This window comes from Streptomyces sp. NPDC088194 (genome assembly GCF_040702025.1).
GTDB lineage: Bacteria > Actinomycetota > Actinomycetes > Streptomycetales > Streptomycetaceae > Actinacidiphila.
Map to the genome: position 1 here is coordinate 1 of NZ_JBFBIV010000094.1, position 22,234 is coordinate 22,234.

Consider the following 22,234-nt stretch of genomic DNA (forward strand, 5'->3'; position numbering starts at 1 on the left):
CCCAAAACCAGCGGGAGTGGGAGGCGCAGTAGCCGTAGCCGGCCCATCCGGCCAGGGCGGAGCGGCGGACGGTGTCACGGGAGCGGCCGCATTCCGCCATGAAATGGCCCCAGCCGACGGTGGTGTGCACCAGGTCGGGGGCCCACGCGGCCCACAGCGCCCGGGCGTCGTAGCCGAGCGCGGCGCCCCAGTCCTGCTGCAGCACGGCCACCGGCATCCGCAGCCGGTTCCCCGCGTCGCGGTCGGCCTGGTCGTGCGTGACGTCGATCCCGGCGGAGGCGCGGTAGTCCGCGACGATCGACGGGATCGCGGCGCGGCAGGCGTCGAGGTACGCGGCGCGCACGTCGGCCGGGATCGCGGCCGGGTCGCCCGTCCAGGCGTCGAGGAAGTGCCCGAAGAACGCGTCCGCCGCACCCGCGATCAACTGCTCGGGTAGGCCCGGAGGTTGCGCCATCAGGTACAGGTGGAAGCCGACCGCGGCCGTGGTGCCGCGCATCGCCGCCCACATGTCGAGCGTCGGCAGCACGTCGAGGCAGGCCAGGTGGGTGACCGCGGACGGGTGGTCGAGACCGGCCCGGAACGCGACCAGCGCGCCCCGGTCGTGCCCCGCCAGCGCGAACCGCTCGTGCCCGAGCGCCCGGGCCAGCGCCACCGTGTCGGCGGCCATCGTGCGCTTGCCGTACGCGGTGCCGTCCGGGTCCGCGGGTTTGTCGCTCGCGCCGTAGCCGCGCAGGTCCGGGCAGATCACGGTGTGGTCCGCCGCGAGGTCGGCGGCGACGTGCCGCCACATCAGGTGGGTCTGCGGGAAGCCGTGCAGCAGCACGAGGGGGCGGCCGGCGCCGCCGACCGCGACGTTCAGGGTGACGCCGTCGGCGACCTTGACGCGCTGCTGCTCGAAGTTCGGGATGCTCGGTGCCATGGTGCGCTGCTCTCGTCTCGTTCCGCGGGTGCGTCTGATATCTCTGACATGTCGAGCCTGCCGCGCCCCGATCAGCAACGAATCAGCGCCGGCGGCGGGGCACCGGCCGGCGGCCACTTCTCCCCATACCTCCTGACCTGGGCGTATATCGGCCGTTTATCCGGTGACGCGTAGCCTGTGACGGTGCCCCCGACCTTGCTCGCCGCGGAGACCGTGCGCCCGACGGAGGCCGCGATCAACGACCAGATCCGGACCCTCATGAACCACCCCGCCAGTGCCGAACGCACCGAGGAGTACGTCCGGCTGCTCACGCTGTGGGCGAGGGCCGGGACCGTGGTGGCGGGGAGGTGCGGGGAACTCGGGGGCCACTAGCGTGGGGGGATGGCGGAGGTGGAGTTCGGGGTGCTCGGGGCCGTCGTGGCGGAGCGGGGCGGGGAGCGGGTCGCGCTGAGGGGACCGCGGCACGCGGCCGTGGTGGGGCGGCTGGTGGTGGCGCGGCGGCGGGTGGTGCCGGTGGGCCGGCTGGTCGAGGACCTGTGGGAGGAGCCGCCCGCGGGGGCGGTGGGCGCCGTGCAGACGTTCGTGGCGGCGCTGCGCAAGGCGCTGGAACCGGACCGCCCGCCCAGAGCCCCGGCGACGCTGCTGGTGACGGAGGGCCCCGGGTACGCGCTGCGCGCGGCGCCGGACGCGGTGGACGCGTGGCGCTTCGAGGCGGCGGTGAGCGCCGCCGCCACGCTGCCGCCCGGGCAGGCGCTGAAGCGGCTGCGCGAAGCGCTGGGCCTGTGGCGCGGCCCGGCCTACGCCGAGTTCGCCGACGCGCGCTGGGCCCGCGCCGAACGCTCCCGGCTGGCCGAACTCCGGCTCCAGGCCGGCGAACGCGCGGCCGAGGCCAGGCTCGCGCTGGGCCTGGCCGCGGAAGCGGTGCCCGACCTGGACGCGCACCTGGCCGAGCACCCGTGGCGTGAGGACGCGTGGCGGCTGCTGGCCCTCGCGCTGTACCGCACCGGCCGCCAGGGCGACGCGCTGGCGGTGCTGCGCAGGGCGCGGGCCCTCCTGGTCGGCCAGTTGGGCGTGGACCCGGGGCCCCGGCTGCGCCGGCTGGAGGCGGAGATCCTGGCCCAGGACCCGCACCTGGACCTGCCGCGGGCGCCGCGCCCGGAACCGTACGACGCCCCGTATCCCGCCCCGGACCCCGATCTGCCCGCCACCGCCGCCGACCGGCTGTGGCGGCAGGCGGCCGCGGCCTACGACCGTACGGTCGGCGGTGGCGCCAGGGCCCGCCTGGAGTCGACCGTCGGCCTGATCCGCAACCTCGCGGTCACCGGGGGCGGCGGCCTCGAAGCGGCCCGGCGGCACCGGCTCGCCGCGATCACCGCGGCGGAGGAACTCGGCGATCCCGAGCTGACCACGCGGGTGATCGGCGGCTACGACGTGCCCGCGATCTGGACCCGCGGCGACGACCCGGAGGCGGCCGAGCGGATCGTGGCCGCGGCGGAGCGCACCCTTGCCGCGCTGCCTGCGAGCGCGCTGCCCGCGGGGCCGCTGCCCGGGGGCGCTTCCGCGGGCGCGGCGGCACCGTACGACGTCGCGCGCTGCCGCCTGCTCGCCACGATCGCGGTCGAGATGCGCGGCACCCGCTCCCCGCGCGGCCCCGAGGCGGCCCGGGAAGCCGAGGAGACCGCGCGCCGGCTGGACGACCCCGCGCTGCTCGCGTACGCGCTCAACGGCGTGTTCATGCAGTCCTGCACCCGCGCCGGCCTCGCGCCGCGCCGCGACGCGGTCGGCGCTGAACTCGTCGCGCTCGCCGCCCGGCACGGCCTGGCCACCTTCGAGGTGCTCGGGCACCTGATCCGGATGCAGGCGCGCGCGGCGCTCGCCGACCTCCCCGCCGCCGACGCGCACGCCGCGGCCGCCGACCGCCTGGCCGAGCGGCACGAACTGCCGCTGGTCGGGGTCTTCACCGAGTGGTACGCCGCGCTGCGGCTCGCCGTCGCCGGGCGGCCGGGGCCGGCCGAGGCCGCCTACCGGGCCGCCGACGCACGGCTCGAGGGCGCGGGCATGCCAGGGGTACGGCGCGGCCTGCTGCCCCTCGCGCTGCTCTGCCTGCCCCTCGCCGAAGGCGCCGGTGCCGGTGCCGGTGCCGGGGCCGTCGCAGCCGCCGCCGAGCAGGCGGAACCCGGCGCGGACTGGGGACCGTACCGGCCCTGGGCCGAGCCCTTCCTGCTGCTTCGCGCCGGCCGCCGCGACGACGCCCGCGACGCGCTGCGCGCGCTCCCCGAGCCGCCCGCCGACCTCACGTACGAGGCGCTGTGCTGCCTCCAGGCCGTTCTCGCCGCGGAGTTGGGCGACCTGCCCGCCCTGCGCCAGGCGCGCGCCCGCCTGCTGCCGGCCGCGGGCGAACTCGCGGGTGCGGGCACGGGCATGTTCACCGCCGGCCCGGTGGCCCGTCATCTGGCCGCGATCGACGCGGTGTCGGACGGTTAGGCCGTGTTGGGGAAGTCCCTCCGCCCTGCCTTGAGCGGGGGAGGCGCCCCCTCCCGTGGCGCCTGGCACTCACGCTTCGTCGTCGGGCTGGTCCGAGGAGGCCCCCTACGAGGACAACCCTCCGCCTTGCGATCGGGGGCACCCTGTCGCGCCGAAGGCTGTGGGGAGCGCCAGACGCCACGGGCCCCGCCCTTCGGGCGGACGGCGCTCCTTCCCCAACACGGCCCAGCTGTATCGATCATGGGCGTTGTCGACACGGGGCCTTGATCATGGCGAGGACCTCCGGTGTGGTGGGGGTGTCCGGGCTCCACACCACGCACGGAGGTCTTCGTGTCCCACCGTCATGCCCCGCTGACTGTTCACGGCGGGCGAATCCTGGTCGAGCGGGTGCTGTCGGGCCGTCCGGCCGCCCGTGTCGCGGCCGAGAGGGGTGCGTCGCGGGCCACCGCCTGCGAGTGGGTGGCCCGTTGGCGGGCCGAGGGCGACGCGGGCCTGGCCGGCCGGTCCAGCCGCCCGCGCAGGACACCGCACCGCGCCCCTGCCGTGGTGGAGGCCCGGGTCTGCGAGCTGCGCCAGGCACGCAAGCTGGGCCCGGCCCGGATCGGCCCGATCCTTGGCCGGCCCGCCTCGACCGTCCACGTGGGCGGCCCGCCGCAGGCGGGGGAACCCGGAGCAGCCGGGCGGGTCGGGGCGCCGCGAGGCGCTTGAAGGACCTGGTGCGCGAGCGGCGGCGGGCCCGGCACGCCCTGCGACTCCGTCTGCGGTGTTGCCGAAACGCCCTCAGGAAACCGCCCTGAGGACCCTTCGGCGCCTTGCATCCGAAGCCCCATGACGCCGCTCGCCGATCCACCGCCTCTCGTGCACCAGGTCGTCACTCGCGGGTGAGCAGCGCCACCGGGGAGGTGCCGAGGAGGTCGGCGAGCGGGACCGCTCCCTCGTGGACGGTGCCGCCGATCCGGTCGTGCCAGCGGCCCGGCGGCAGCGGCAGGACGCTGCCGCGCCACCCGCCGGACTCCTCCAGCCGCCGGGACAGCCGCGTCACCACGGTCAGGGCCGCGCCGCCGCGGACGAAGGCCACGCAGTGCGCCGCGGCCGGGCCGTCGGCGCCCAGCGGGGCGTAGCCGGCCTGCGGGCCGTACCACTCGGGGTGGTCGCGGCGCAGCCGCAGCGCGACGGCGGTCAGCCGCAGCTTCACCTCGTCGGGGCCCTGCGGCTCGGCGCCGTCCAGCACCCGCTCCAGGGCGCGGTCGACGCCGGTCCGCACCGTGCCGGGCTCGGCCTCGCCCAGCGGGCCGCGGTTGTCGGGGTCGACGAGCGTGTACACGGGGAACTCGGTGCCCTGGTAGAGGTCGGGCACGCCGGGCATGGTCAGGTGCAGCAGGGCCGCGCCGAGCGAGTTCGCGGTGGCGTACGGCTCCAGGCCCGCGGTGAACGTGCCCACGTCGTCAAGCCGCGCCCCGCACGGGCCCTCGCGGGTGAAGTCGGCGACCGCCGTCTCGTAGTCCCCGTCCTGCTCGGTCCAGGTGGTGCGCAGGCCCGCCTCGCGTACGGACTTCAGGGCGGCGGGCACCAGCCGGTCGGGGTCGCCGGAGCCGAGGCCGAGCGCGGTCTGGTAGACCGTGTACTCGGTGTGCCGGTCGGGCGCGGCGGCACCGCTTCGCCCGCCGCGGCTCGATCCCGCGGTCAGCCACTCCCGCCAGGCGTCCGGGCACTCGGACAGCACCGCCAGCCGCAGCCGCAGATCGGCGCCGTGCTTGGTGTCGTGGGTGGACAGCACTGTGCCGGTGGCGGGCAGGGTGCGCCGCCTCTGCTCGCAGTAGGCGTGGAACTGCTCGGGGGAGACGGCCGGCGACCCGGGATCGCGGCCGACCTCGCACAGCGGCAGCAGCGGGCCGTACCGGTAGAACGCGGCGTCCTCGACGGACTTGGCGTGCAGCGCGGAGGCGACCTGCGGGAAGCGGACGACGAAGTCGTCGGCGTCCGGGCCGGGGGCGCAGCCGGCCGCGTCGAGCCGGCCGAGCGCGAGGTCGCGGAGCATGCCGAGCGCGGGGGCCAGGCGCCGTCCGCAGTCGCCGATCGCCCGCTTCGCGGCATGGGTGAGCATGATGACGTCGGCGTCCGCGGGCTCGGCGCCGGGCCGGACGTAGGAGCGGTAGACCGGGATGCGCACCAGCAGTTCGCGCAGCGCGTCCGCCAGGACCTCCTGCGCGTAGGGCGGCGCGTAAGGGTCGACCTCCTGGTGGTCGGTCCTGACGTAAGGGGTGTTGTCCTGGTGGGCGGGGCTTACCTCCGCGGCGGAGCCCGCCATCTGGTGCGCCCGCTGGGCCCGGTCCGCGCCGCGCACCAGCCGCGCGACCTCCGCGGCCAGGTCCCGGCCCACCACCCGGTACGCGGCCCGCCGTACCGTCGGCTGCCAGCGCCCCCCCGCGTCGTCCGACACCCCGGTGAACTCGCGGTAGAAGTCGGCCACTTGGGCTGCCCCGCGCGGATCGGTGAACAGCCCGTCGATCCGGTCGAGCGCGTCGTATCCGGTGGTGCCCGCGCACCGCCAGTCCGCCGGCAGCTGCTCCCGGCGCTGGAGGATCTTCTCCACCACCGTCCAGCGGCCCCCGCTCGCCCGCGCCAACTGCTCCAGATAGCCCGCCGGGTCGGCGAGCCCGTCCGGATGGTCGATCCGCAGCCCCTCGGCGACGCCCTCCCGCAGCAGCCGCAGCACCGTCGCGTGGGTCGCCTCGAACACCTCCGGCCGCTCCACGCGGACCGCGATCAGGTCGGAGATGGTGAAGAAGCGGCGGTAGTTCAGCTCGGTGCGCGCCGCCCGCCAGTACGCCAGTTCGTAGTGCTGCGCGGCCACCAGCTCCGGCAGCGGCAGCTCCTCGGTGCCGGCCCGCAGCGGGAAGCGGTGCTCGTAGTACGCCAGCACCTTGCCGCCCCCGGAACCCGCCCCTGCCGCCGCTCCCGTGCCCGCCTGGGCCCCTCCCGCGCCCTCCTCCGCCCGCTCGGCGCGCTTGTCGGCCACCACCGCCAGCTCGCCCAGCACGTCCGGCAGGGGCTCGCCCAGCACCGGCAGCAGCACCCGCCCGCCGCGCTCCGCCCAGTCGATGTCGAACCAGTCGGCGTACCGCGAGCCGGGGCCGTCCCGCAGCACCTCCCACAGCGGACCGTTGAGGTGCTCCGGCGCCGGCACCGCCATGTGGTTCGGCACCACGTCCAGCACCAGGCCCATGCCGTGCGCCCGGGCCCGCGCGGACAGCTCCCGCAGCCCCTGCTCGCCGCCCAGCTCCGCGCGCACCCGGGTGTGGTCCACCACGTCGTACCCGTGCGTCGAGCCGGGCACCGCCTCCAGGACCGGCGACAGGTGCAGATGGGTGACGCCGAGCGCGGCCAGGTACGGGACCCGGGCGGCCGCGTCGGCGAAGGTGAACCGGGGCTGCAGCTGTATCCGGTAGGTCGAGGCGGGCGCCACAGGAGGCGCCGGGAAAGCCGTCATGAGGTCTTCTCTACCCCGGATCGGCCGAACAGGCGCGCCAGACCGGCCCGAACCGGCCCGCGCCACCCGACGCGGCCCGCCCGCCCCTGCGCGCCACCCGAGCCGGGCCGCCCGCTGTCACCCGGGCGGCCGCCGCATGTCACCCGTACGGGTCAGCGCCGGTCAGTCCGGGGGCCGCTGGAGCACCACGATGCTGCGGTCGGCCAGCAGCAGGGAGTCCCCGCCCCTGACCTTCTCACCGCCGCCCGGCGGCACCCCGTCCGGCCGCTCGGTGTCGATCACGAGCTGCCACTCCTTGCCGTGGTTGACCGGCAGCACGAACTCCAGGGCGCGCGGCGCCGCGTTGAACAGCAGCAGGAACGAGTCGTCGGTGACCGGCTCCCCGCGCGGGCCCGGCTCGGAGATCGCGTTGCCGTTCAGGAACACCACCAGCGACCTGGCGTGCGCGGCCTGCCAGTCCCGCTGCGTCATCTCCCGCCCGTCGGGGGTGAACCAGGCGATGTCCGACAGCTCGTCGTGGGTGCCCTGCACCGGCCGGCCGTGGAAGAAGCGGCGGCGCCGGAAGACCGCGTGGTCGCGGCGCAGCCACACCATCGTCTTGACGAACTCGTGCAGCTTCAGCGCCTCGTCGTCGGCCTCGCTGCTGCCGGGCTTGCCGGGCCAGCCGATCCAGGCCAGTTCGTTGTCCTGGCAGTAGACGTTGTTGTTGCCGCGCTGGGTGCGGCCGAACTCGTCGCCGTGGCTGAGCATCGGCACGCCCTGCGAGAGCATCAGGGTGGCGATGAAGTTCCGCATCTGGCGCAGCCGCAGCGCCTGCACCGCCCGGTCCTCGGTCGGCCCCTCGGCGCCGCAGTTCCACGACCGGTTGAAGCTCTCGCCGTCCCGGTTGCCCTCGCCGTTGGCGTCGTTGCGCTTGTCGTTGTACGACACCAGGTCGCGCAGGGTGAAGCCGTCGTGGCAGGTGACGAAGTTGATCGAGGCGAGCGGGCGGCGGCCGTCGTCCTGGTAGAGGTCGGAGGAGCCGGTCAGCCGCGAGCCGAACTCCGCCAGCGTGGCGCTCTCGCCGCGCCACAGGTCGCGCACCGTGTCACGGAACTTGCCGTTCCACTCCGTCCACAGCGGCGGGAAGTTGCCGACCTGGTAGCCGCCCTCGCCGACGTCCCACGGCTCGGCGATCAGCTTCACCTGGGAGACCACCGGGTCCTGCTGCACCAGGTCGAAGAAGGACGACAGCCGGTCCACCTCGTGGAACTGCCGGGCCAGCGTGGCCGCCAGGTCGAACCGGAACCCGTCGACGTGCATCTCGGTCACCCAGTAGCGCAGGCTGTCCATGATCAGCTGGAGCACGTGCGGGCTGCGCATCAGCAGGCTGTTGCCGGTGCCGGTGGTGTCCGTGTAGTAGCGCTTGTCGCCGCCGAGCCGGTAGTACGACGCGTTGTCCAGGCCGCGCAGCGACAGCGTGGGGCCCAGGTGGCTGCCCTCGGCGGTGTGGTTGTAGACCACGTCGAGGATCACCTCGATGCCCGCCCGGTGCAGCGCGCGCACCGCGGTCTTGAACTCCAGCACCTGCTGGCCGCGGTCGCCCAGCGAGGAGTAGCCGTTGTGCGGGGCGAAGAAGCCGATGGTGTTGTAGCCCCAGTAGTTGGCCAGCCCGGCGTCGGCCAGCCGGTGGTCCTGGATGAACTGGTGCACCGGCATCAGTTCGAGGGTGGTGACGCCGAGTTCGACGAGATGGCTGATCACCGACGGGTGCGCCAGCGCCGCGTAGGTGCCGCGGATCTCCTCCGGCAGCCCCGGGTGGGTCATCGTCAGGCCCTTGACGTGCGCCTCGTAGATGACCGTCTTGTGGTAGTCGATGCGCGGCGGGCGGTCCTCGGCCCAGTCGAAGTACGGATTGACCACCACCGACGACATCGTGTGCGGGGCGGAGTCCAGGTCGTTGCGGGAGTCGGGCTGCCCGAAGCGGTAGCCGTAGACCGCCTCGTCCCAGTCGATGCCGCCGCTCACCGCCTTGGCGTACGGGTCCAGCAGCAGCTTCGCGGAGTTGCAGCGGTGCCCGCGGGCCGGGTCGTACGGCCCGTGCACCCGGAAGCCGTACCGCTGGCCGGGCATCACCCCGGGCAGGTAGGCGTGCCGGACGAAGGCGTCCGCCTCCCGCAGTTCCACCGCCGTCTCGGAGCCGTCGTCCTGCAGGAGACACAGCTCGATCCGCGAGGCCACCTCGGAGAAGACGGCGAAGTTGGTGCCCGCGCCGTCGAAGGTGGCACCGAGCGGGTACGACTGACCCGGCCAGACTTGCATGTGAGGACTCTTCCGCTCCGGGGACCGGCCGCGCGGCGGGTTGCCGCACGACCGGCAGTGACGTTGCGACAGCATCCTCCCATCCCGCTCCCTCCCGAGGGTGACACTGCGGCAACGGCCTGCGACGGAACGGCTGATGGGGTTGTCTGCTAGTAGTCAAGTAGGGTCGTTCCGGCTGCGACACCCCCCGCACCGCAGTACCCTTCCTTGATCGTGGACGGGGGTGGGAGGCGGTGACGTGGTGACGTCCGGAGGTCTGATGCTCCCGGGTGGCGGTGAGCAGGGTGACCGGCACGTCACGGGGGATGCCCCGGACGACGGGGTGCCCACGCTGCCAGGCGTGGTCTCCGTCGCCGCGCCGCTGGAGATCGGCGCGGAACTGGACTGGGGCGCCGACGCGTGGGCCGAGGTGCGTACCCGCGCCCGCCGGGCCGGCCGGGCCTACGTGTGGCTCAACCTCGTCGAGCAGCGGCTGCGGGCCGTGGTCAACGCGGTGCTGCGGCCGATCTACGAGCCGGTGCACGGCGAGGAGTGGGTGGTCGCCGCCGCGGGACCGGCCGGCCACGAGTGGGTGCAGCGGGCCGTCGCGGTCCGCGAGGTCAGCCGCCGCAAGGGCTTCCTGCTCGACCCCGCCGACGACAACGTCCTCAGCTTCCTGACGCTGCCCCAGCTCCGCGAGCTGGTGGTGCAGCACTGGCCGTGCTTCGAGCCGTACTTCGACGACCGGCGCGAGCTCGAACTCGCCCTGGACGAGCTGGAAGTGGCCCGGCACGTGGTCTCCCGCAACCGGGCGCTGTCGCGCACCGTGCTGGACCAGGTCGAGCGCTCCTCCGCGCGGCTGCTGGAGCTGCTGGGCTCGGGACCCTCGCGTACGGCCAAGCAGCGGCTGCCGGTGGACGCGGTGGAGGAGCTGGTCGCCGACCGCTACTCCGACGTGGTCGGCGTCTACCCCGACCGGGTACGGCTCCAGCGCCAACTGCCGGTCGAGGACCTCTTCGCCGGAGCCAGACGGCTGGACGCGGTCGGCATCGGCCTGAACCTGCTGGTGCAGAACTACTCCGGGCGGCGGCTGGTCCGGCTCGCGGAGTCCGGCTGCCGGGTGCGGCTGCTCTTCCTCAACCCGGCCAGCAGCGCGGTGCGCCGCCGCGAGCGCGAACTCGGCCTCGGGCGCGGCGAGCTGAGCCGGTCGGTGGAGATGAACATCCTGCACATGCGGCGGGTCCGCGCCCGGGTGCGCGACCAGGGCGCGTTCGAGATCCAGGTGTTCGACGAGACACCGCGCTTCACCGCGTACCTCGTGGACGGGGACAGCACCGACGGCCTCGCGGTGGTGCAGACCTACCTGCGGCGGGCCCGCGGTATGGAGGTGCCGGTGCTGGTGCTGCGCGGCGGCACCCGGCGGGTGGTCAACGACGACAAGCCGGCCGAGGGCGGCCTGTTCGACGTCTACCGCGAGGAGTTCGAGGGCATCTGGACCGACTCCCGTCCGGTGTCCTGACCCGCCGGCGAAGGACCGGCCCTACCACGCCGCGGGCGCCGGAACGGTGCTGCCCGGCTGCCGGGAGTGTCAGTGGGTCAGGCGATGATGGCAGGGCACACGGGGGAGAACGGCTGGAAGGACACGCCATGGCATGGCACGAGGATCTGCTGGTCGGCTTCGACCTGGAGACCACGGGGACCGATCCGCGGCAGGCCCGCATCGTGACCGCGGCGGTCACCGAGGTCAAGGCGGGGGAGCCGGTGCGGCGCCGCAGTTGGCTCGCCGACCCGGGCGTGCCGATCCCGGCGGAGACCACCGCCATACACGGCGTCAGCACCGAGCGGGCGACCGCGCACGGGCGGCCCGCACCCGAGGTGGTCGCCGAGGTCGCGGACGCGCTGCGCGGCTACTGGGCGGCCCGGGTGCCCGTCGTCGTCTACAACGCGCCCTTCGATCTCACCCTTCTGGACGAGGAGTTGGCGCGGTACGCACTGCCGAGGCTCGCCTCCGGCGAGGGGACCGCGGGGCCGGTGATCGACCCGCTCGTCATCGACCGCGCGCTCGACCGCTACCGGCGCGGCAAGCGCACGCTGGAGGCCGCGTGCGCGGTGTACGGCGTGGTGCTCGACGGCGCCCACGAGGCGGGCGCCGACGCCCTCGCGGCGGTCCGGGTGGCCCGGGCGGTCGCGCTGAGGTTCGCCGAGGCGGGCGAGGCCGATCTGTGGGACCTCCAGGAGCGCCAACGGCTCTGGTACGCCGCGTGGGCCGAGGACTTCCAGGGATGGCTTCGCCGCAAGGACGCCGCCGCTGTGGTGGACCCGCACTGGCCCCTCCGCCCGGCCCACCCGGTCCACGGGTGACGGCTCCGCCGTGAGCGCGTGAAGTTCTCGGCGTACGGAGTTCAGGGTGCCCCCGCACCCCCGGCCTGCCCGGCCACGTGAGTGCCGGACCTTGCGGCCGGCCGCAACGCACCGTCAGACCGCAGCGGACCGCACGGGGCCGCCACGTTGTCCGGTCGCCGCGCTAGAAGGAATACCACCGTACGGACGGGTCCTCCGCGCGGAGCGAGGCCACGCGCCGGCGGAACTCCGTGCGGGCCGCGGGGTTTGCCGGGGCGTGCTGGGCGACCCAGGCGCACCCCGCGGTCTCCCGGGCGCCGCGCAGCGCCTCGTAGCCGTCCCAGGTGGTGACGTCCCAGCCGTAGGCGGCGGTGAAGGCGTCGTAGTCCGCGGCGGGCACCCCGTAGCGGTCGCGGCTGAGCGCCTGGACCACCAGGTCATGCTCGCGCAGGTCGGAGGAGAAGGTCTCCAGGTCGACCAGGACGGGCCCGTCCGGCCCGATATGCACATTGCGGGGGAGCGCGTCGCCGTGGATCGGGCCGCGCGGCAGGCGCGGCACGAGGTCGGCCGCGGCCTGCGCGAAAGCGTCCCTGCGGCGGCGCAGATACGCCGTGTCGGCCGGGTCCACCGCGTCGCCGGCCGCCCGCAGCCACCGCTCCACCCCGGCCAGCAGATCCCGCGGCGGCAACCCGAAGTCCGGTTCCGGCAGGGCGTGGACGAGCCGCAGCAGCGGTGCCACGTCGACGGTCGCGGCGGGCCGCAGGGACTCCGGCAGCCGCTGCCAGTACGTGATCGGGTGCCCCTCCACCAGCCGCACCTCGGACTCGGCGGAGCGCACCGCGGGCACGTCGTGCTTGGCGAGCCAATCCGCGGTGCGCACCTCGCGTTTGGCCCGGTCCAGCAGATCGGCGCCGCGCCCCACCTTGATCACCAGCCGCCCGGCGGCGAAGACCGCGTTCTCCCCGAAGGAGAGCAGGTCGGCCTCCCGGTGCCCGGCAGCGTCCAGCACCGCCCGCGCCCGGTCCTGCGTGAACACCGCGTCCGCCATGCCCAGCCTCTCGCTTCTCTGCCCATGCGGCCCACCCGCACCGCCCGTTCGCATATGCCGGAGGAATCGGCCATGCGGCGGGGCAACGGCAAGTCTCGCACCCGCACTCGGTGGATTCGCTGCGGATTTCCGGGAAGTCCGCCGAAACCTGCCGCGAATACGTACCCGTAGTACCGATGAGTTACGACCCCGGCACTGGTCGTATCACGTGCAGGCCCGTTCGGGTGACCGAAACGGGACAGGAAACGGGATGCGGGACGCGAAAACCGAGGAGGGGCGATGGCGGTGGTGTCCCTGGACGTGTCCGGCCTCGCCGCCGACCGGGCCACGCTGTCCGCGCTGGCCCACGTCGCGCTGGCCGCTCGCCGGGCCGGCCACCGGGTGCGGCTGCGCGGCGCCTCGGCCCCGCTACGTGGGCTGCTCGAACTCGCCGGGCTCGCCGGGCAGTTCGAGTGGGAGCCCGAAGAGCGGGAAGAGCCGTTCGGTGTCCAGGAACGAGTTGAGCCCGGTGACGCGCCCGTCTGAGATGTCGAGCACCTGGAGCGCCCACGCGCGGTGGCCGTGCCCGGACGGGTCGCGGCGGTACTGGCCGAAACCGGGTGCGCCGTTCGCCGCGACCGGCAGCAGCCGGGAGCCCTCGCATTCACGGCCGGTGCCGGCGAGCCACGCGCGTATCTCCCCGGTCCCCCGCAGCCACAGCGGGTACGGCGGCATGGTCATGGTGGCGTCCTCGTGCAGCAGGCTGGTGAGGGCGTCGAGGTCGTACCGCTCGAAGGCGTCGACATAGCGGTCCAGCAGGGCCTGCCGCTCCTTGTCCATGGCGGCCGTCGCCGGGGCGCTCTGGGCGCCCTGGGAGCCCTCGGGCGCGGCCGGGCGGGTGTCGGAGAGCCCGGCGTCCGCCAGGGTGGCGCGGGCGCGCTGCAGGGCGCTGTTGACCGACGCGACGGTGGTGCCGAGGAGTTCGGCGGTCTCGCTCGCCTTCCAGGCCAGCACCTCGCGCAGGATCAGCACGGCCCGCTGCCGCGGCGGCAGGTGCTGGAGGGCGGCCACGAAGGCCAGCCGGATGCTCTCGCGGGAGACCACCACGTCGGCCGGGTCGCCCGCCGACGGCAGTGCCCGCAGGTCCGGCACGGGCTCCACCCAGTCCGTCTCGGGGGTGCGGTCCGGCAGCGCCGCGTCGGCCCGCGAGGCCGGCGACAGGTCCATCGGCCGGGCCCGGCGCTTGCCCGCCTTCAGGCTGTCCAGGCAGACGTTGGTCGCGATGCGGTACAGCCACGAGCGCAGGCTCGCGCGGCCCTCGAAGCCGTCGGCGCCCCGCCAGGCCCGCACCATGGTCTCCTGCACCGCGTCCTCGGCCTCGAAGGCGGAGCCGAGCATGCGATAGCAGTACCCGGTCAACTCGGCCCGGTGCGCCTCCAGGCGCTCCTCGATCCCACCGCCGGACCGGGTCGACCCGGCCGTCGCGGCCCTGCTCGCGCTCTGCCGTACGCTCATGGGCCCACCGTACCCGCGGGCACCGACAGTGCCCCCGAGCCGACGCGGCGCGGGGGCACTGTGGGTCTGTCGGTGCTGGTCAGACGCGGTCCGGGACCGGCAGGGGCGGCCGGCTCTCGGCGACCGGCGGCAGCGGCAGCACCGACTCGTCGTGGGTCAGGTCGGGCATCCGCCGCATCCACCGCGGCAGGTACCAGTTCCGCTCGCCGAGCAGCGTCATCACCGCCGGCAGCAGCACCCCGCGGATCACGGTGGCGTCGATCAGCACCGCGAAGGCCAGGCCGACACCCATCTGCTTCATGCTCTGCATCGACAGCGTCCCGAAGATCGCGAAGACCGCGACCATGATGACGGCGGCGCTGGTGACCACGCCCGCGGTGGTGGTGATGCCGTGCTCGATCGCGGCCTTGGTGGTCAGGCCGCGCATCCGCGCCTCGCGGATTCGGGAGACCACGAACACGTGGTAGTCCATGCTCAGCCCGAAGAGGATCACGAAGAGGAACAGCGGCAGCCAGGCCACCACGGCGCCGCTGCTGTGCGCGCCGACCAGCGAGGCGCCGACGCCGTGCTGGAAGACCAGGCTCAGCACCCCGTAGGCCGCGCCCACCGACAGCAGGTTCAGCGCGATCGAGGTCAGCGCGATGGTCAGGGACCGGAAGGAGAGCAGCATCAGCAGGAAGGCGAAGACGATCACGAACGCGAACACCGGCGGCACGCTGCTGGTGATCTTGTGGGTGAAGTCCATCGACGAGGCGGTGTCACCGGTGATCGGCGCCTGGACCCCGTCGAGCTTGCCGAGCGTGTCGGGCCGCACGTGGTCGCGCAGCAGCCGCACGTCGGCCTCGGCCTTGGACCGGTCGCTGCCGCCGGCCAGCGGCACGTCGATCCGCGCGACGTTCTGCGGGCCGTGCACGGTGACGGTGACCGGGCCGGTGCTGGCGCCCGAACTGACCGCCTCGGCGCGGAAGTCGGCGATGGCCTTCTTGACCTGCGGCGAGTTGATCGCGTCGGCCTTGACCACCACGTGCGCCGGGTCGGGACCGCCGGGGAAGGCGGTGTTGATGTGCTCGTAGGTCTTGATGATCGGCAGGCTGTCGCCCAGTTCCTGCGACGTGGACAGGTTCGCGGTGTGCATCGAGAACGCCGGGATCGCGAGGGCCACCAGGGCGCCGCCGGCGATCAGGGTCGCGGCCTTCGGGTTGCGCAGCACCGGCCGCAGCACGGTCCGCCAGAAGCGGCTGCCGTTGTTCGCCGCCGGGGCGTGGCCGCGGCCGTGGCCACGGGACTTGCGGCCGATGAACGGGATGCGGCCCTTCTCGACCCGCTGGCCGAGCAGCGACAGCAGCGCGGGCAGCACCGTCACCGAGCCGAACATCGCGATCGCCACCACGATCATCGTGGCCATGCCCATCGCCTTGAAGTCGCCGATGCCGGTGAAGAGCATCCCGGCCATCGCCACGATCACGGTGAACCCGGAGATCAGGATGGCCCGGCCGGAGGTGGCCGCGGCGATCCGCAGCGCGGTCTCGGCGTCGTGGCCCGCGGCGCGCTCCTCGCGCTCCCGGCGCAGGTAGAACAGGCAGTAGTCGACGCCGACCGCCAGGCCCACCAGCAGCATCACCGAGTTGGCGGTGTCGCTCATCGGGATGGCGTGGCTGACCAGGGCGACCACCCCGCCCGCGCCGAGGAACGCGGTCATCGCCAGCGCGACCGGCAGCAGCGCGGCGACCAGCGCGCCGAACGCGATCAGCAGGATGGCCAGCGCGACCGGCACCGCGGAGTACTCCGCGGTCTTGAAGTCGCTGCCGAAGGCGTTGTCGACCGCGTGCTCGCCGCTGGCGTCGCCGAACTCCTCTATCCGCAGGTCCTTGTGGGCGCTCTGGGTCTTGGCGACCGCGTCGAGCACCGGCTGCACATGGTCGGGGGCGTCGTCGGCGGACCCGCGCATGTCGAAGCGGACCAGCGCGGAGTGGTGGTCCTTGGAGATGGCCTGGGTGTCGTACGGCGAGGTGATCGCCGTCGCGAGGCCGGTGGAGCGCACCGCGCCCATCACGTCGTCGACCGCGGTGCGGACCGCCGGGTCGGTGACGCTGCCGTGCGCGGTCTGCACCAGCACCATCTCGGACGCCTTGTCCTTCAGCCCGGCGTCGTCGGTGATGGTCGCGGCCTGGTTGACCTCGCCGGCCATCGACCGGTTCTCGTCGATGTCGGAGCGGCCCACGGACTGGCCGATCACCATGACCGCGATGACGAAGAGCAGCCAACCGCCGACCGCCGCCCAGCGGTGCCGGGCGCTCCAGCCGCCCATGGCCGCCGCGATGCCCATTCTGCTGCCGTGTGCGCGAGCGCGACTCACGGTGTCCCCCTTGAAGGATCGTCCTGGGTGGCGGCCTGTGACCTGCCGCTCTTTCCACCCATGACGCTACGAGTCCAGGGGGCGCCGACCCATCCGGCCAACTGGTGACTTCAGGTGAGGCGTTCTCCCTCTCAGGGGTGGGGAAAGCCCCCCTTCGACCGGAAGGGTAAGCCCTGATCATCTTGGCGGCTGCCCCTTACACGTAATGGCTGAGGGGGCGGGCCGGTGCGAAGGCGTGATCGCAGGTCGGCGCGGGGGCGCGGGCGGGTCAGGCGAGGGCGAGACGGCCGAGGGGGAGCGCGGTAGGGGCCCCGAGGCGGGCCTCGTCGTACCGGCGCAGCAGCAGCTCGGCCACCTCGGGTGCCGGGCCGAGGACGTCGGCGAGCACGTCCGCGCCCGCCTCCCGCGCGCCCCGGGCGATCCGGTCCGGCAGGAACCCGGGCGCGAGCACGTACGGTGCCACCGCGATCCGGCGCACCCCTTCCGCGCGCAGCGCGCGCACCGCGTCCTCGGTGCGCGGCAGGGAAGCGGAGGCGAACGCGGGCCGCACGGCGCACCAACCGGTACGCCGCCACTCCCGCGCGATTGCTGCGATCACCGCGCTCGCCTCCGGGTCGGTGGAGCCGGCCGACGCCAGGACGACGCCGGTCCCGGCCCGGTCACGGGCCCGCACCCCGGCCGCCCGCAGCCGCCGCTCCAGGGCGGCGGTCAGCAGCGGCGAGGGGCCGAGCACGGCCGCGGTGCGCAGCCGCAGACCCGGCAGTTCGGCCGCCGACTCGGCCAGCACCGCCGGGATGTCGGTCTTGGCGTGGAACGCCCGGGTCAGCAGCAGAGGCAGCGCCACCGCGTCGGACACGCCGTCGGCCGCCAGCCGCCGTACGGCGTCCGGCACCGACGGCGCGTCGAAGTCGAGGAACGCGGTGTCCACCCGCAGCCCCGGCCGGGCCGCCGCCACCCGCGCGGTCAGCGCCCGTACGGTCGCGGCGTGCCGCGGGTCGCGCGAGCCGTGCGCGATCACCAGCAGCGCGGGCGGGTCCGTACGGGGCGGGCGCACGGCTACTGGGCCCTCGCGGTCAGGCCGCGGCTGCGCAGCACCCAGCGCTCCAGCGGGCTGAAGACGATCAGGTCGATCGCTATGCCCACCACGAGGATCAGCAGGATGCCGAGGAAGACGCCGGCCATGTCGGACGCCTCGCGCATGTTCTCCAGGTAGCGGCCCAGCCCCACGCCCAGATCGGGCGAGGAGGCGATCAGCTCGGCGGCCATCAGGGAGCGCCAGGAGAACGCCCAGCCCTGCTTCAGCCCGGCCACGTAGCCCGGCAGGGACGCGGGCAGCAGGATGAACCAGGCGCCGCGCAGCCCGGTCGCGCCGATGGTGCGGCCCGCCCGCAGGTACAGCGGTGGGACCTGGTCGATGCCGGCCACCAGGCCGTTGGCGATCGAGGGGACCGCGCCGAGCAGGATCACCGCGTACATCGCCGAGTCGCTCAGGCCCAGCCAGATCACCGCGGCCGGCACCCACGCCACCGACGGCAGCGACTGGAGCCCGGACAGGATCGGCCCGATGGCGGCCCGGACGAAGGGCACCCGGGCGACCAGCAGACCCAGCGGGGTGCCGATCACCAGCGCGGCGAGGAAGCCGAGCAGGCCGCGCTCCACGCTGGTCCAGATGATCGAGAACAGGTCGCCGGCGTTCCACCGGTCCACCAGCTCCTGCCACACCGCGTGCGGGCTGGGCAGCTTCGTCGGGTCGGCGACCTTGCCCCACACGCACAGCTGCCACACCACCAGCACGAGCACGACCGCGCTGAGCGGCGGCAGCACCTTCTTCAGCAGCACCTGCCCGACCGGGGTGCGGCCGACGGAGACGGTCTCCAGCGCGTCCAGGCCGGCCTCCAGGCCGGACAGGTCGCGCGCCGACCGCTCGGCGCGCGCCTCGTCGTCCGCCCGCTCGTTCCCGTCGAGCGGCGCGGTGTCCTTCGCTCCGGTGTCAGTGCTGGCCATGGCGGCGGATCTCCCCCCGGAGTTCTTCGGTGATCTCGATGGACAGGTCGGCCACGCCCGCGTCCTCGATACGGCGCGGTTGCGGGATGTCGATGGTCCACTCCCGGTTGATCCGGCCGGGCCGGGAGGACAGCAGCACGACCCGCTGGGCGAGCCGGACCGCCTCGCGCACGTTGTGCGTCACGAACAGCACCGACAGGTCGGTCTCGGACCAGATCCGGGTCAGCTCGTCGTGCAGCACGTCCCGGGTGATCGCGTCGAGCGCTGCGAACGGCTCGTCCATCAGCAGCAGTTGGCTGTCCTGGGCGAGCGCCCGGGCCAGCGCCACCCGCTGCCGCATCCCGCCGGACAGCTCGTGCACCCGCTTGCCGTACGCGTCGCCGAGCCGGACCAGGGACAGCAGCCGTTCGGCCTCGGCCCTGCGCTCCTCGCGCGGCACCCCGCGCAGCCGCAGCGCCAGTTCGATGTTCTTGCCCGCGGTCAGCCACGGGAACAGCGCGTGCTCCTGGAACATCAGCGCGGGCCGCCCGCCGGGCGCGTCGATCGCGCCGGCCGAGGGCTTGTCCAGCCCGGCCACCAGGTTCAGCAGGGTGGACTTGCCGCACCCCGAGGCACCCAGCAGGCAGACGAACTCACCCGGCGCCACGTCGAGCGTGATGTCGTCCAGCACGAGCTGCTGGGCGCCGGGCCTGCCGAACGCCTTCGAAACATGGTCGATGCGCGCGGCGTACCCGGCGGGTCCCGCCGGCGGTGCCGCGGGGCCGGTGAGGGTGTCGGCCATGGTGGTCACCTCCTGGGGTCCTCGGTTGCGCATGGGATGGGGTCGGTCGGGTGCGGCGGAGTGCGGTGCCGCGGTACGGCTTCGCGGTGGGGCCGCGAGGCCGCGGTGCTGAGCTGTGCTGACGCCTGCTGAGGTGCGCTGACCTGCCGCGCGGCCGGGCCGTCCGGGCCGTCGGGCCCGGCCGCGCGGAGCGGGGGGGGGCTACTGCGTGCCGAGCCCGGCGGCGCTCACCGTCGGCTTGCCCTGCTCCTTGAGGACCTTGTTGAGCAGCGTGAGGTCGTAGATCCCGTCCAGCTTCGGCGCCTTGAGCAGGCCCGCCGACACCGCGTGCTCCGCCTCGGCCTTGGCGGTGTCCGCCAGCGGGTCGTCGAGCACCTGGATGGACTTCCACGCCGGGTCGAGCTGGCTGGCCGGCAGCGACTTCTGGGTCAGCGCCTTGATCTGGGTGTTCGCGTCCGCCTTCGCCTTGTCGGGGTTGGCGTTGATCCACGCGTTGGTCTTCACCGAGCCGCGCAGCACCGCCTCGACGACGTCGGGGTGCGCCTTGAGGAACTTCTGCGACACGATCACGTTGGTGATCACGAACTGCTTGTTCGGCCACAGCGTGCTCTCGTCGAGCAGCACCTTCGCGCCCTCGTCCACCAGCTTCGACGCGGTGGGCTCCGGCACCCACGCGCCGTCGATGGAACCGCTCGCGTACGCCTGCGGGGCCAGCGAGTTGTCGGTGCGGACCACCGACACGTCGCCCTTGCCGCTCTGCGCGTCGACCTTCCAGCCCTTGGACCTGATGAAGTTCAGCAGCGCCACGTCCTGGGTGTTGCCCAGCTGCGGGGTGGCGATCTTCTTGCCCTTGAGATCCGCGATGGTCTTGATCTTCTTCGGGTTGACCACCAGCTTGACGCCGCCCGAGGCCGACCCGGAGATGATCTTCAGGTCGGAGCCCTTGGACTGGGTGTAGCCGTTGATGGACGGCGAGGGGCCGATCCAGCCGATGTCGATCGAGCCGGCGTTGAGCGCCTCGATCTCCGCGGGGCCCGCGTTGAAGGTGGACTGCTTGATCTTGGTGCTGCCCAACTCCTGCTGGAAGAAGCCCTCTTTCAGGCCGACCAGGGCGGTGGCGTGGGTGAGGTTCGGGAAGTAGCCGATCTTCACCTCGTCGGTGGAGAGCTTCTTCGCGCTCGCGCTGCCGCCGGCGGCGGCCGGTGCGGTGGTGGCGTCGTCGTCCGACTTGCTGGAGCCGTAGCCGCAGGCGGAAAGAGCGCCGAAGAGGATCGGCAGCGCGGCGGCCGTGGCGACGAGTCTGCGGCGGCGGGAGGCGCGTGGGGCGGATATGCGGGGCAGGGCAGACACGGGTGTGTCCCTTCGTAAGGCCCGGCGTGTCGCGCCCGATGGGGCTAGGGCGCGGCCGGAGTGGCGTCAGGTCCTCGGAAGCGGTGCCGCGGCAGGGCGTGCCGGGCACGGCGGGTGCGTCTCGGGTACGGCGGACGGAGCGGGTACGCGGCGCACCCGGCAGGAGCGCGGTGTGCGCGGCGTACGGCGGTGGCCGCGGCGGTGGTGCGGGCCGCGGCCGGGCGGGTCAGCCCGCACATCGTGCGACCCCGCCCGTCCCGGCGCCGAGCCGGCCGCTGCCGACCCGCCCGCCTTCCTTCGCGAAGCCCGAGAAGGCTTCCTGAGCCAGATCCGACACCGTCAGAAGTCCCATCCGTCGTCGTCGGCGGCCGGGGCCTGGGGGCGGGCGGCGAACGGCTCGCCCGCCATGCCGGCCGTCAGCGTGGCGCCGTCGGCGGGGTCGATGAGCAGGAACGACCCGGTCAGCCGCGACTCGGCGTAGGCGTCCACCGGCAGCGGCTCCGCGGTGCGCAGCACCACCGCGCCGATGTCGTTGACCTCCAGCGCCGCCGGGTTCTCCTCGTGGGCGAGGCCGTGCGACAGGTCGATCCGGTACGGCAGTTCCTTCACGATCGCCTTCACCGTGCGGGTGGCGTGCTTGAGCAGCACCCGCTCGCCGACCCGCAGCGGCCGCTCGTGCAGGTGGCACGCGGTGGCGGTGATGTCCTGGGTGACGGCCGGCGCGTGGGCGGTCGGCGCGATCAGATCGCCGCGGGAGACGTCCACGTCGTCGGTGAGCAGCACGGTCACCGACTGCGGGGCCCACGCGGTGTCCACCGCGGTGCCGAGCGCGTCGATCCCGGCGATCGTGGTGGTCCGGCCCGAGGGCAGCACCGTCACCGGGTCGCCGACCCGCAGCAGCCCGGAGGCGATCTGCCCGGCGTAGCCGCGGTAGTCGGGGTGCTCGGCGGTCTGCGGCCGGATCACGTACTGCACCGGGAAGCGCGGCGGGCAGCCGGTCAGGTCGTGGCCGACCCGGACGGTCTCCAGGTGCTCCAGCACCGTCGGGCCGCCGTACCAGTCCATGTTCGCCGACGGCTCCACCACGTTGTCCCCGGTGAGCGCGGAGATCGGGATGGCGGCGACGTCCGGCACGCCGAGCGAGGCCGCGTACGCGGTGAACTCCTCGGCGATCGCGGCGAACACCGGCTCGGCGTAGTCGACCAGGTCCATCTTGTTGACCGCCAGCACCACGTGCGGCACCCGCAGCAGCGCGGCGACCGCGGCGTGCCGGCGGGTCTGCTCGACCACGCCGTTGCGGGCGTCCACCAGCACCACGGCCAGTTCGGCGGTGGACGCGCCGGTGACCATGTTGCGGGTGTACTGCACGTGCCCGGGGGTGTCGGCGAGGATGAACCGCCGCCGGGCGGTGGCGAAGTAGCGGTAGGCGACGTCGATGGTGATGCCCTGCTCGCGCTCGGCGCGCAGGCCGTCGGTGAGCAGCGCCAGGTCGGGGGCCTGCTGCCCGCGCACCAGGGACGCCCGCTGCACTGCCTCCAACTGGTCGGTGAGCACCGACTTGGAGTCGTGCAGCAGCCGCCCGACCAGCGTGGACTTGCCGTCGTCGACGGAGCCGGCGGTGGCGAAGCGCAGCAGGGTGGTGGCCGACAGCTGCTCGGCGGTGATCGGGCTCGTGGTGCCGGTCATGG

The 22,234-nt window shown here is 74.0% G+C and carries 14 protein-coding genes and 2 pseudogenes; 5 read left to right on the forward strand and 11 right to left on the reverse strand.

Annotated elements, in window-relative coordinates; genetic code table 11:
• Positions 1 to 91: 91 nt before the first annotated feature.
• A pseudogene (locus tag AB0399_RS33650) lies at positions 92 to 919 on the reverse strand (alpha/beta fold hydrolase); the annotation flags it as partial.
• A 183-nt stretch (positions 920 to 1,102) separates the two neighbouring features.
• Here AB0399_RS33650 and AB0399_RS33655 point away from each other — a divergent pair.
• The 3 genes and pseudogenes from AB0399_RS33655 to AB0399_RS33665 form a co-directional block, all read left to right on the forward strand.
• Entirely contained in the window at positions 1,103 to 1,291 is a 189-nt protein-coding gene (locus tag AB0399_RS33655) for a hypothetical protein (protein ID WP_328470503.1), read from the forward strand.
• Positions 1,292 to 1,300: 9 nt separating this feature from the next.
• Positions 1,301 to 3,403, forward strand: coding sequence for a BTAD domain-containing putative transcriptional regulator (locus AB0399_RS33660; protein WP_366413872.1), 2,103 nt, complete (start codon positions 1,301 to 1,303; stop codon positions 3,401 to 3,403).
• A gap of 330 nt (positions 3,404 to 3,733) precedes the next feature.
• Positions 3,734 to 4,042, forward strand: a pseudogene (locus AB0399_RS33665) (leucine zipper domain-containing protein); the annotation flags it as partial.
• Between the two features lie 232 nt (positions 4,043 to 4,274).
• Here the strand turns inward: AB0399_RS33665 and AB0399_RS33670 are convergent.
• Positions 4,275 to 6,893 (reverse strand): alpha-amylase family glycosyl hydrolase, encoded by a 2,619-nt coding sequence (locus tag AB0399_RS33670; protein WP_366413873.1) that lies wholly within the window; start codon positions 6,891 to 6,893, stop codon positions 4,275 to 4,277.
• Between the two features lie 162 nt (positions 6,894 to 7,055).
• Positions 7,056 to 9,194 (reverse strand): glycogen debranching protein GlgX, encoded by a 2,139-nt coding sequence (gene glgX, locus AB0399_RS33675; RefSeq protein ID WP_329363795.1) that lies wholly within the window; start codon positions 9,192 to 9,194, stop codon positions 7,056 to 7,058.
• A 259-nt stretch (positions 9,195 to 9,453) separates the two neighbouring features.
• On the opposite strand from glgX, the gene AB0399_RS33680 reads away from it, so the two are divergent.
• Both AB0399_RS33680 and AB0399_RS33685 read left to right on the forward strand, forming a co-directional pair.
• Positions 9,454 to 10,692: an SAV2148 family HEPN domain-containing protein gene (locus AB0399_RS33680; protein ID WP_329373815.1), complete on the forward strand. Its 1,239-nt coding sequence runs from the start codon at positions 9,454 to 9,456 to the stop codon at positions 10,690 to 10,692.
• Positions 10,693 to 10,820: 128 nt separating this feature from the next.
• The gene (locus AB0399_RS33685; protein ID WP_328470507.1) at positions 10,821 to 11,534 is read left to right on the forward strand and encodes a 3'-5' exonuclease; all 714 of its coding nucleotides are present in this window, start codon (positions 10,821 to 10,823) and stop codon (positions 11,532 to 11,534) included.
• Positions 11,535 to 11,697: 163 nt separating this feature from the next.
• On the opposite strand, the gene AB0399_RS33690 is transcribed toward AB0399_RS33685, so the two are convergent.
• The 8 genes from AB0399_RS33690 to AB0399_RS33725 form a co-directional block, all read right to left on the reverse strand.
• Positions 11,698 to 12,561, reverse strand: a complete 864-nt coding sequence (locus tag AB0399_RS33690; RefSeq protein ID WP_366413874.1) for an aminoglycoside phosphotransferase family protein — start codon at positions 12,559 to 12,561, stop codon at positions 11,698 to 11,700.
• Positions 12,562 to 12,969: 408 nt separating this feature from the next.
• Complete coding sequence (locus tag AB0399_RS33695) at positions 12,970 to 14,055, reverse strand: sigma-70 family RNA polymerase sigma factor (protein WP_329363790.1); 1,086 nt, start codon at positions 14,053 to 14,055, stop codon at positions 12,970 to 12,972.
• Positions 14,056 to 14,134: 79 nt separating this feature from the next.
• Positions 14,135 to 16,381 carry an MMPL family transporter gene (locus tag AB0399_RS33700; RefSeq protein ID WP_366413879.1) on the reverse strand — a complete coding sequence of 749 codons (2,247 nt, stop codon included), beginning with the start codon at positions 16,379 to 16,381 and terminating at the stop codon, positions 14,135 to 14,137.
• Between the two features lie 298 nt (positions 16,382 to 16,679).
• Positions 16,680 to 17,465, reverse strand: coding sequence for a sirohydrochlorin chelatase (locus AB0399_RS33705; RefSeq protein WP_329363788.1), 786 nt, complete (start codon positions 17,463 to 17,465; stop codon positions 16,680 to 16,682).
• 2 nt (positions 17,466 to 17,467) lie between these two features.
• A complete protein-coding gene (locus AB0399_RS33710; RefSeq protein ID WP_329363786.1) occupies positions 17,468 to 18,415 on the reverse strand; it encodes an ABC transporter permease in 948 nt (315 codons plus the stop codon).
• Positions 18,402 to 19,196 carry an ABC transporter ATP-binding protein gene (locus AB0399_RS33715; protein WP_328470512.1) on the reverse strand — a complete coding sequence of 265 codons (795 nt, stop codon included), beginning with the start codon at positions 19,194 to 19,196 and terminating at the stop codon, positions 18,402 to 18,404. The genes AB0399_RS33710 and AB0399_RS33715 overlap by 14 nt, the downstream gene beginning before the upstream one ends.
• A 201-nt stretch (positions 19,197 to 19,397) precedes the next feature.
• Complete coding sequence (locus tag AB0399_RS33720; RefSeq protein ID WP_366413880.1) at positions 19,398 to 20,528, reverse strand: aliphatic sulfonate ABC transporter substrate-binding protein; 1,131 nt, start codon at positions 20,526 to 20,528, stop codon at positions 19,398 to 19,400.
• 357 nt (positions 20,529 to 20,885) lie between these two features.
• Entirely contained in the window at positions 20,886 to 22,232 is a 1,347-nt protein-coding gene (locus AB0399_RS33725) for a GTP-binding protein (protein WP_328470513.1), read from the reverse strand.
• Positions 22,233 to 22,234 lie beyond the last annotated feature (2 nt).

Bases quoted from the DNA above. Each gene is read 5' to 3' on its own strand.
- AB0399_RS33685 (WP_328470507.1), top strand. From the start codon at position 10,821: ATGGCATGGCACGAGGATCTGCTGGTCGGCTTCGACCTGGAGACCACG.
- AB0399_RS33680 (WP_329373815.1), top strand. From the start codon at position 9,454: ATGCTCCCGGGTGGCGGTGAGCAGGGTGACCGGCACGTCACGGGGGAT.
- AB0399_RS33670 (WP_366413873.1), bottom strand. From the start codon at position 6,893: ATGACGGCTTTCCCGGCGCCTCCTGTGGCGCCCGCCTCGACCTACCGG.
- AB0399_RS33700 (WP_366413879.1), bottom strand. From the start codon at position 16,381: ATGGGCATCGCGGCGGCCATGGGCGGCTGGAGCGCCCGGCACCGCTGG.
- AB0399_RS33715 (WP_328470512.1), bottom strand. From the start codon at position 19,196: ATGGCCGACACCCTCACCGGCCCCGCGGCACCGCCGGCGGGACCCGCC.
- AB0399_RS33710 (WP_329363786.1), bottom strand. From the start codon at position 18,415: ATGGCCAGCACTGACACCGGAGCGAAGGACACCGCGCCGCTCGACGGG.
- glgX (WP_329363795.1), bottom strand. From the start codon at position 9,194: ATGCAAGTCTGGCCGGGTCAGTCGTACCCGCTCGGTGCCACCTTCGAC.
- AB0399_RS33695 (WP_329363790.1), bottom strand. From the start codon at position 14,055: ATGAGCGTACGGCAGAGCGCGAGCAGGGCCGCGACGGCCGGGTCGACC.
- AB0399_RS33690 (WP_366413874.1), bottom strand. From the start codon at position 12,561: ATGGCGGACGCGGTGTTCACGCAGGACCGGGCGCGGGCGGTGCTGGAC.
- AB0399_RS33725 (WP_328470513.1), bottom strand. From the start codon at position 22,232: ATGACCGGCACCACGAGCCCGATCACCGCCGAGCAGCTGTCGGCCACC.
- AB0399_RS33660 (WP_366413872.1), top strand. From the start codon at position 1,301: ATGGCGGAGGTGGAGTTCGGGGTGCTCGGGGCCGTCGTGGCGGAGCGG.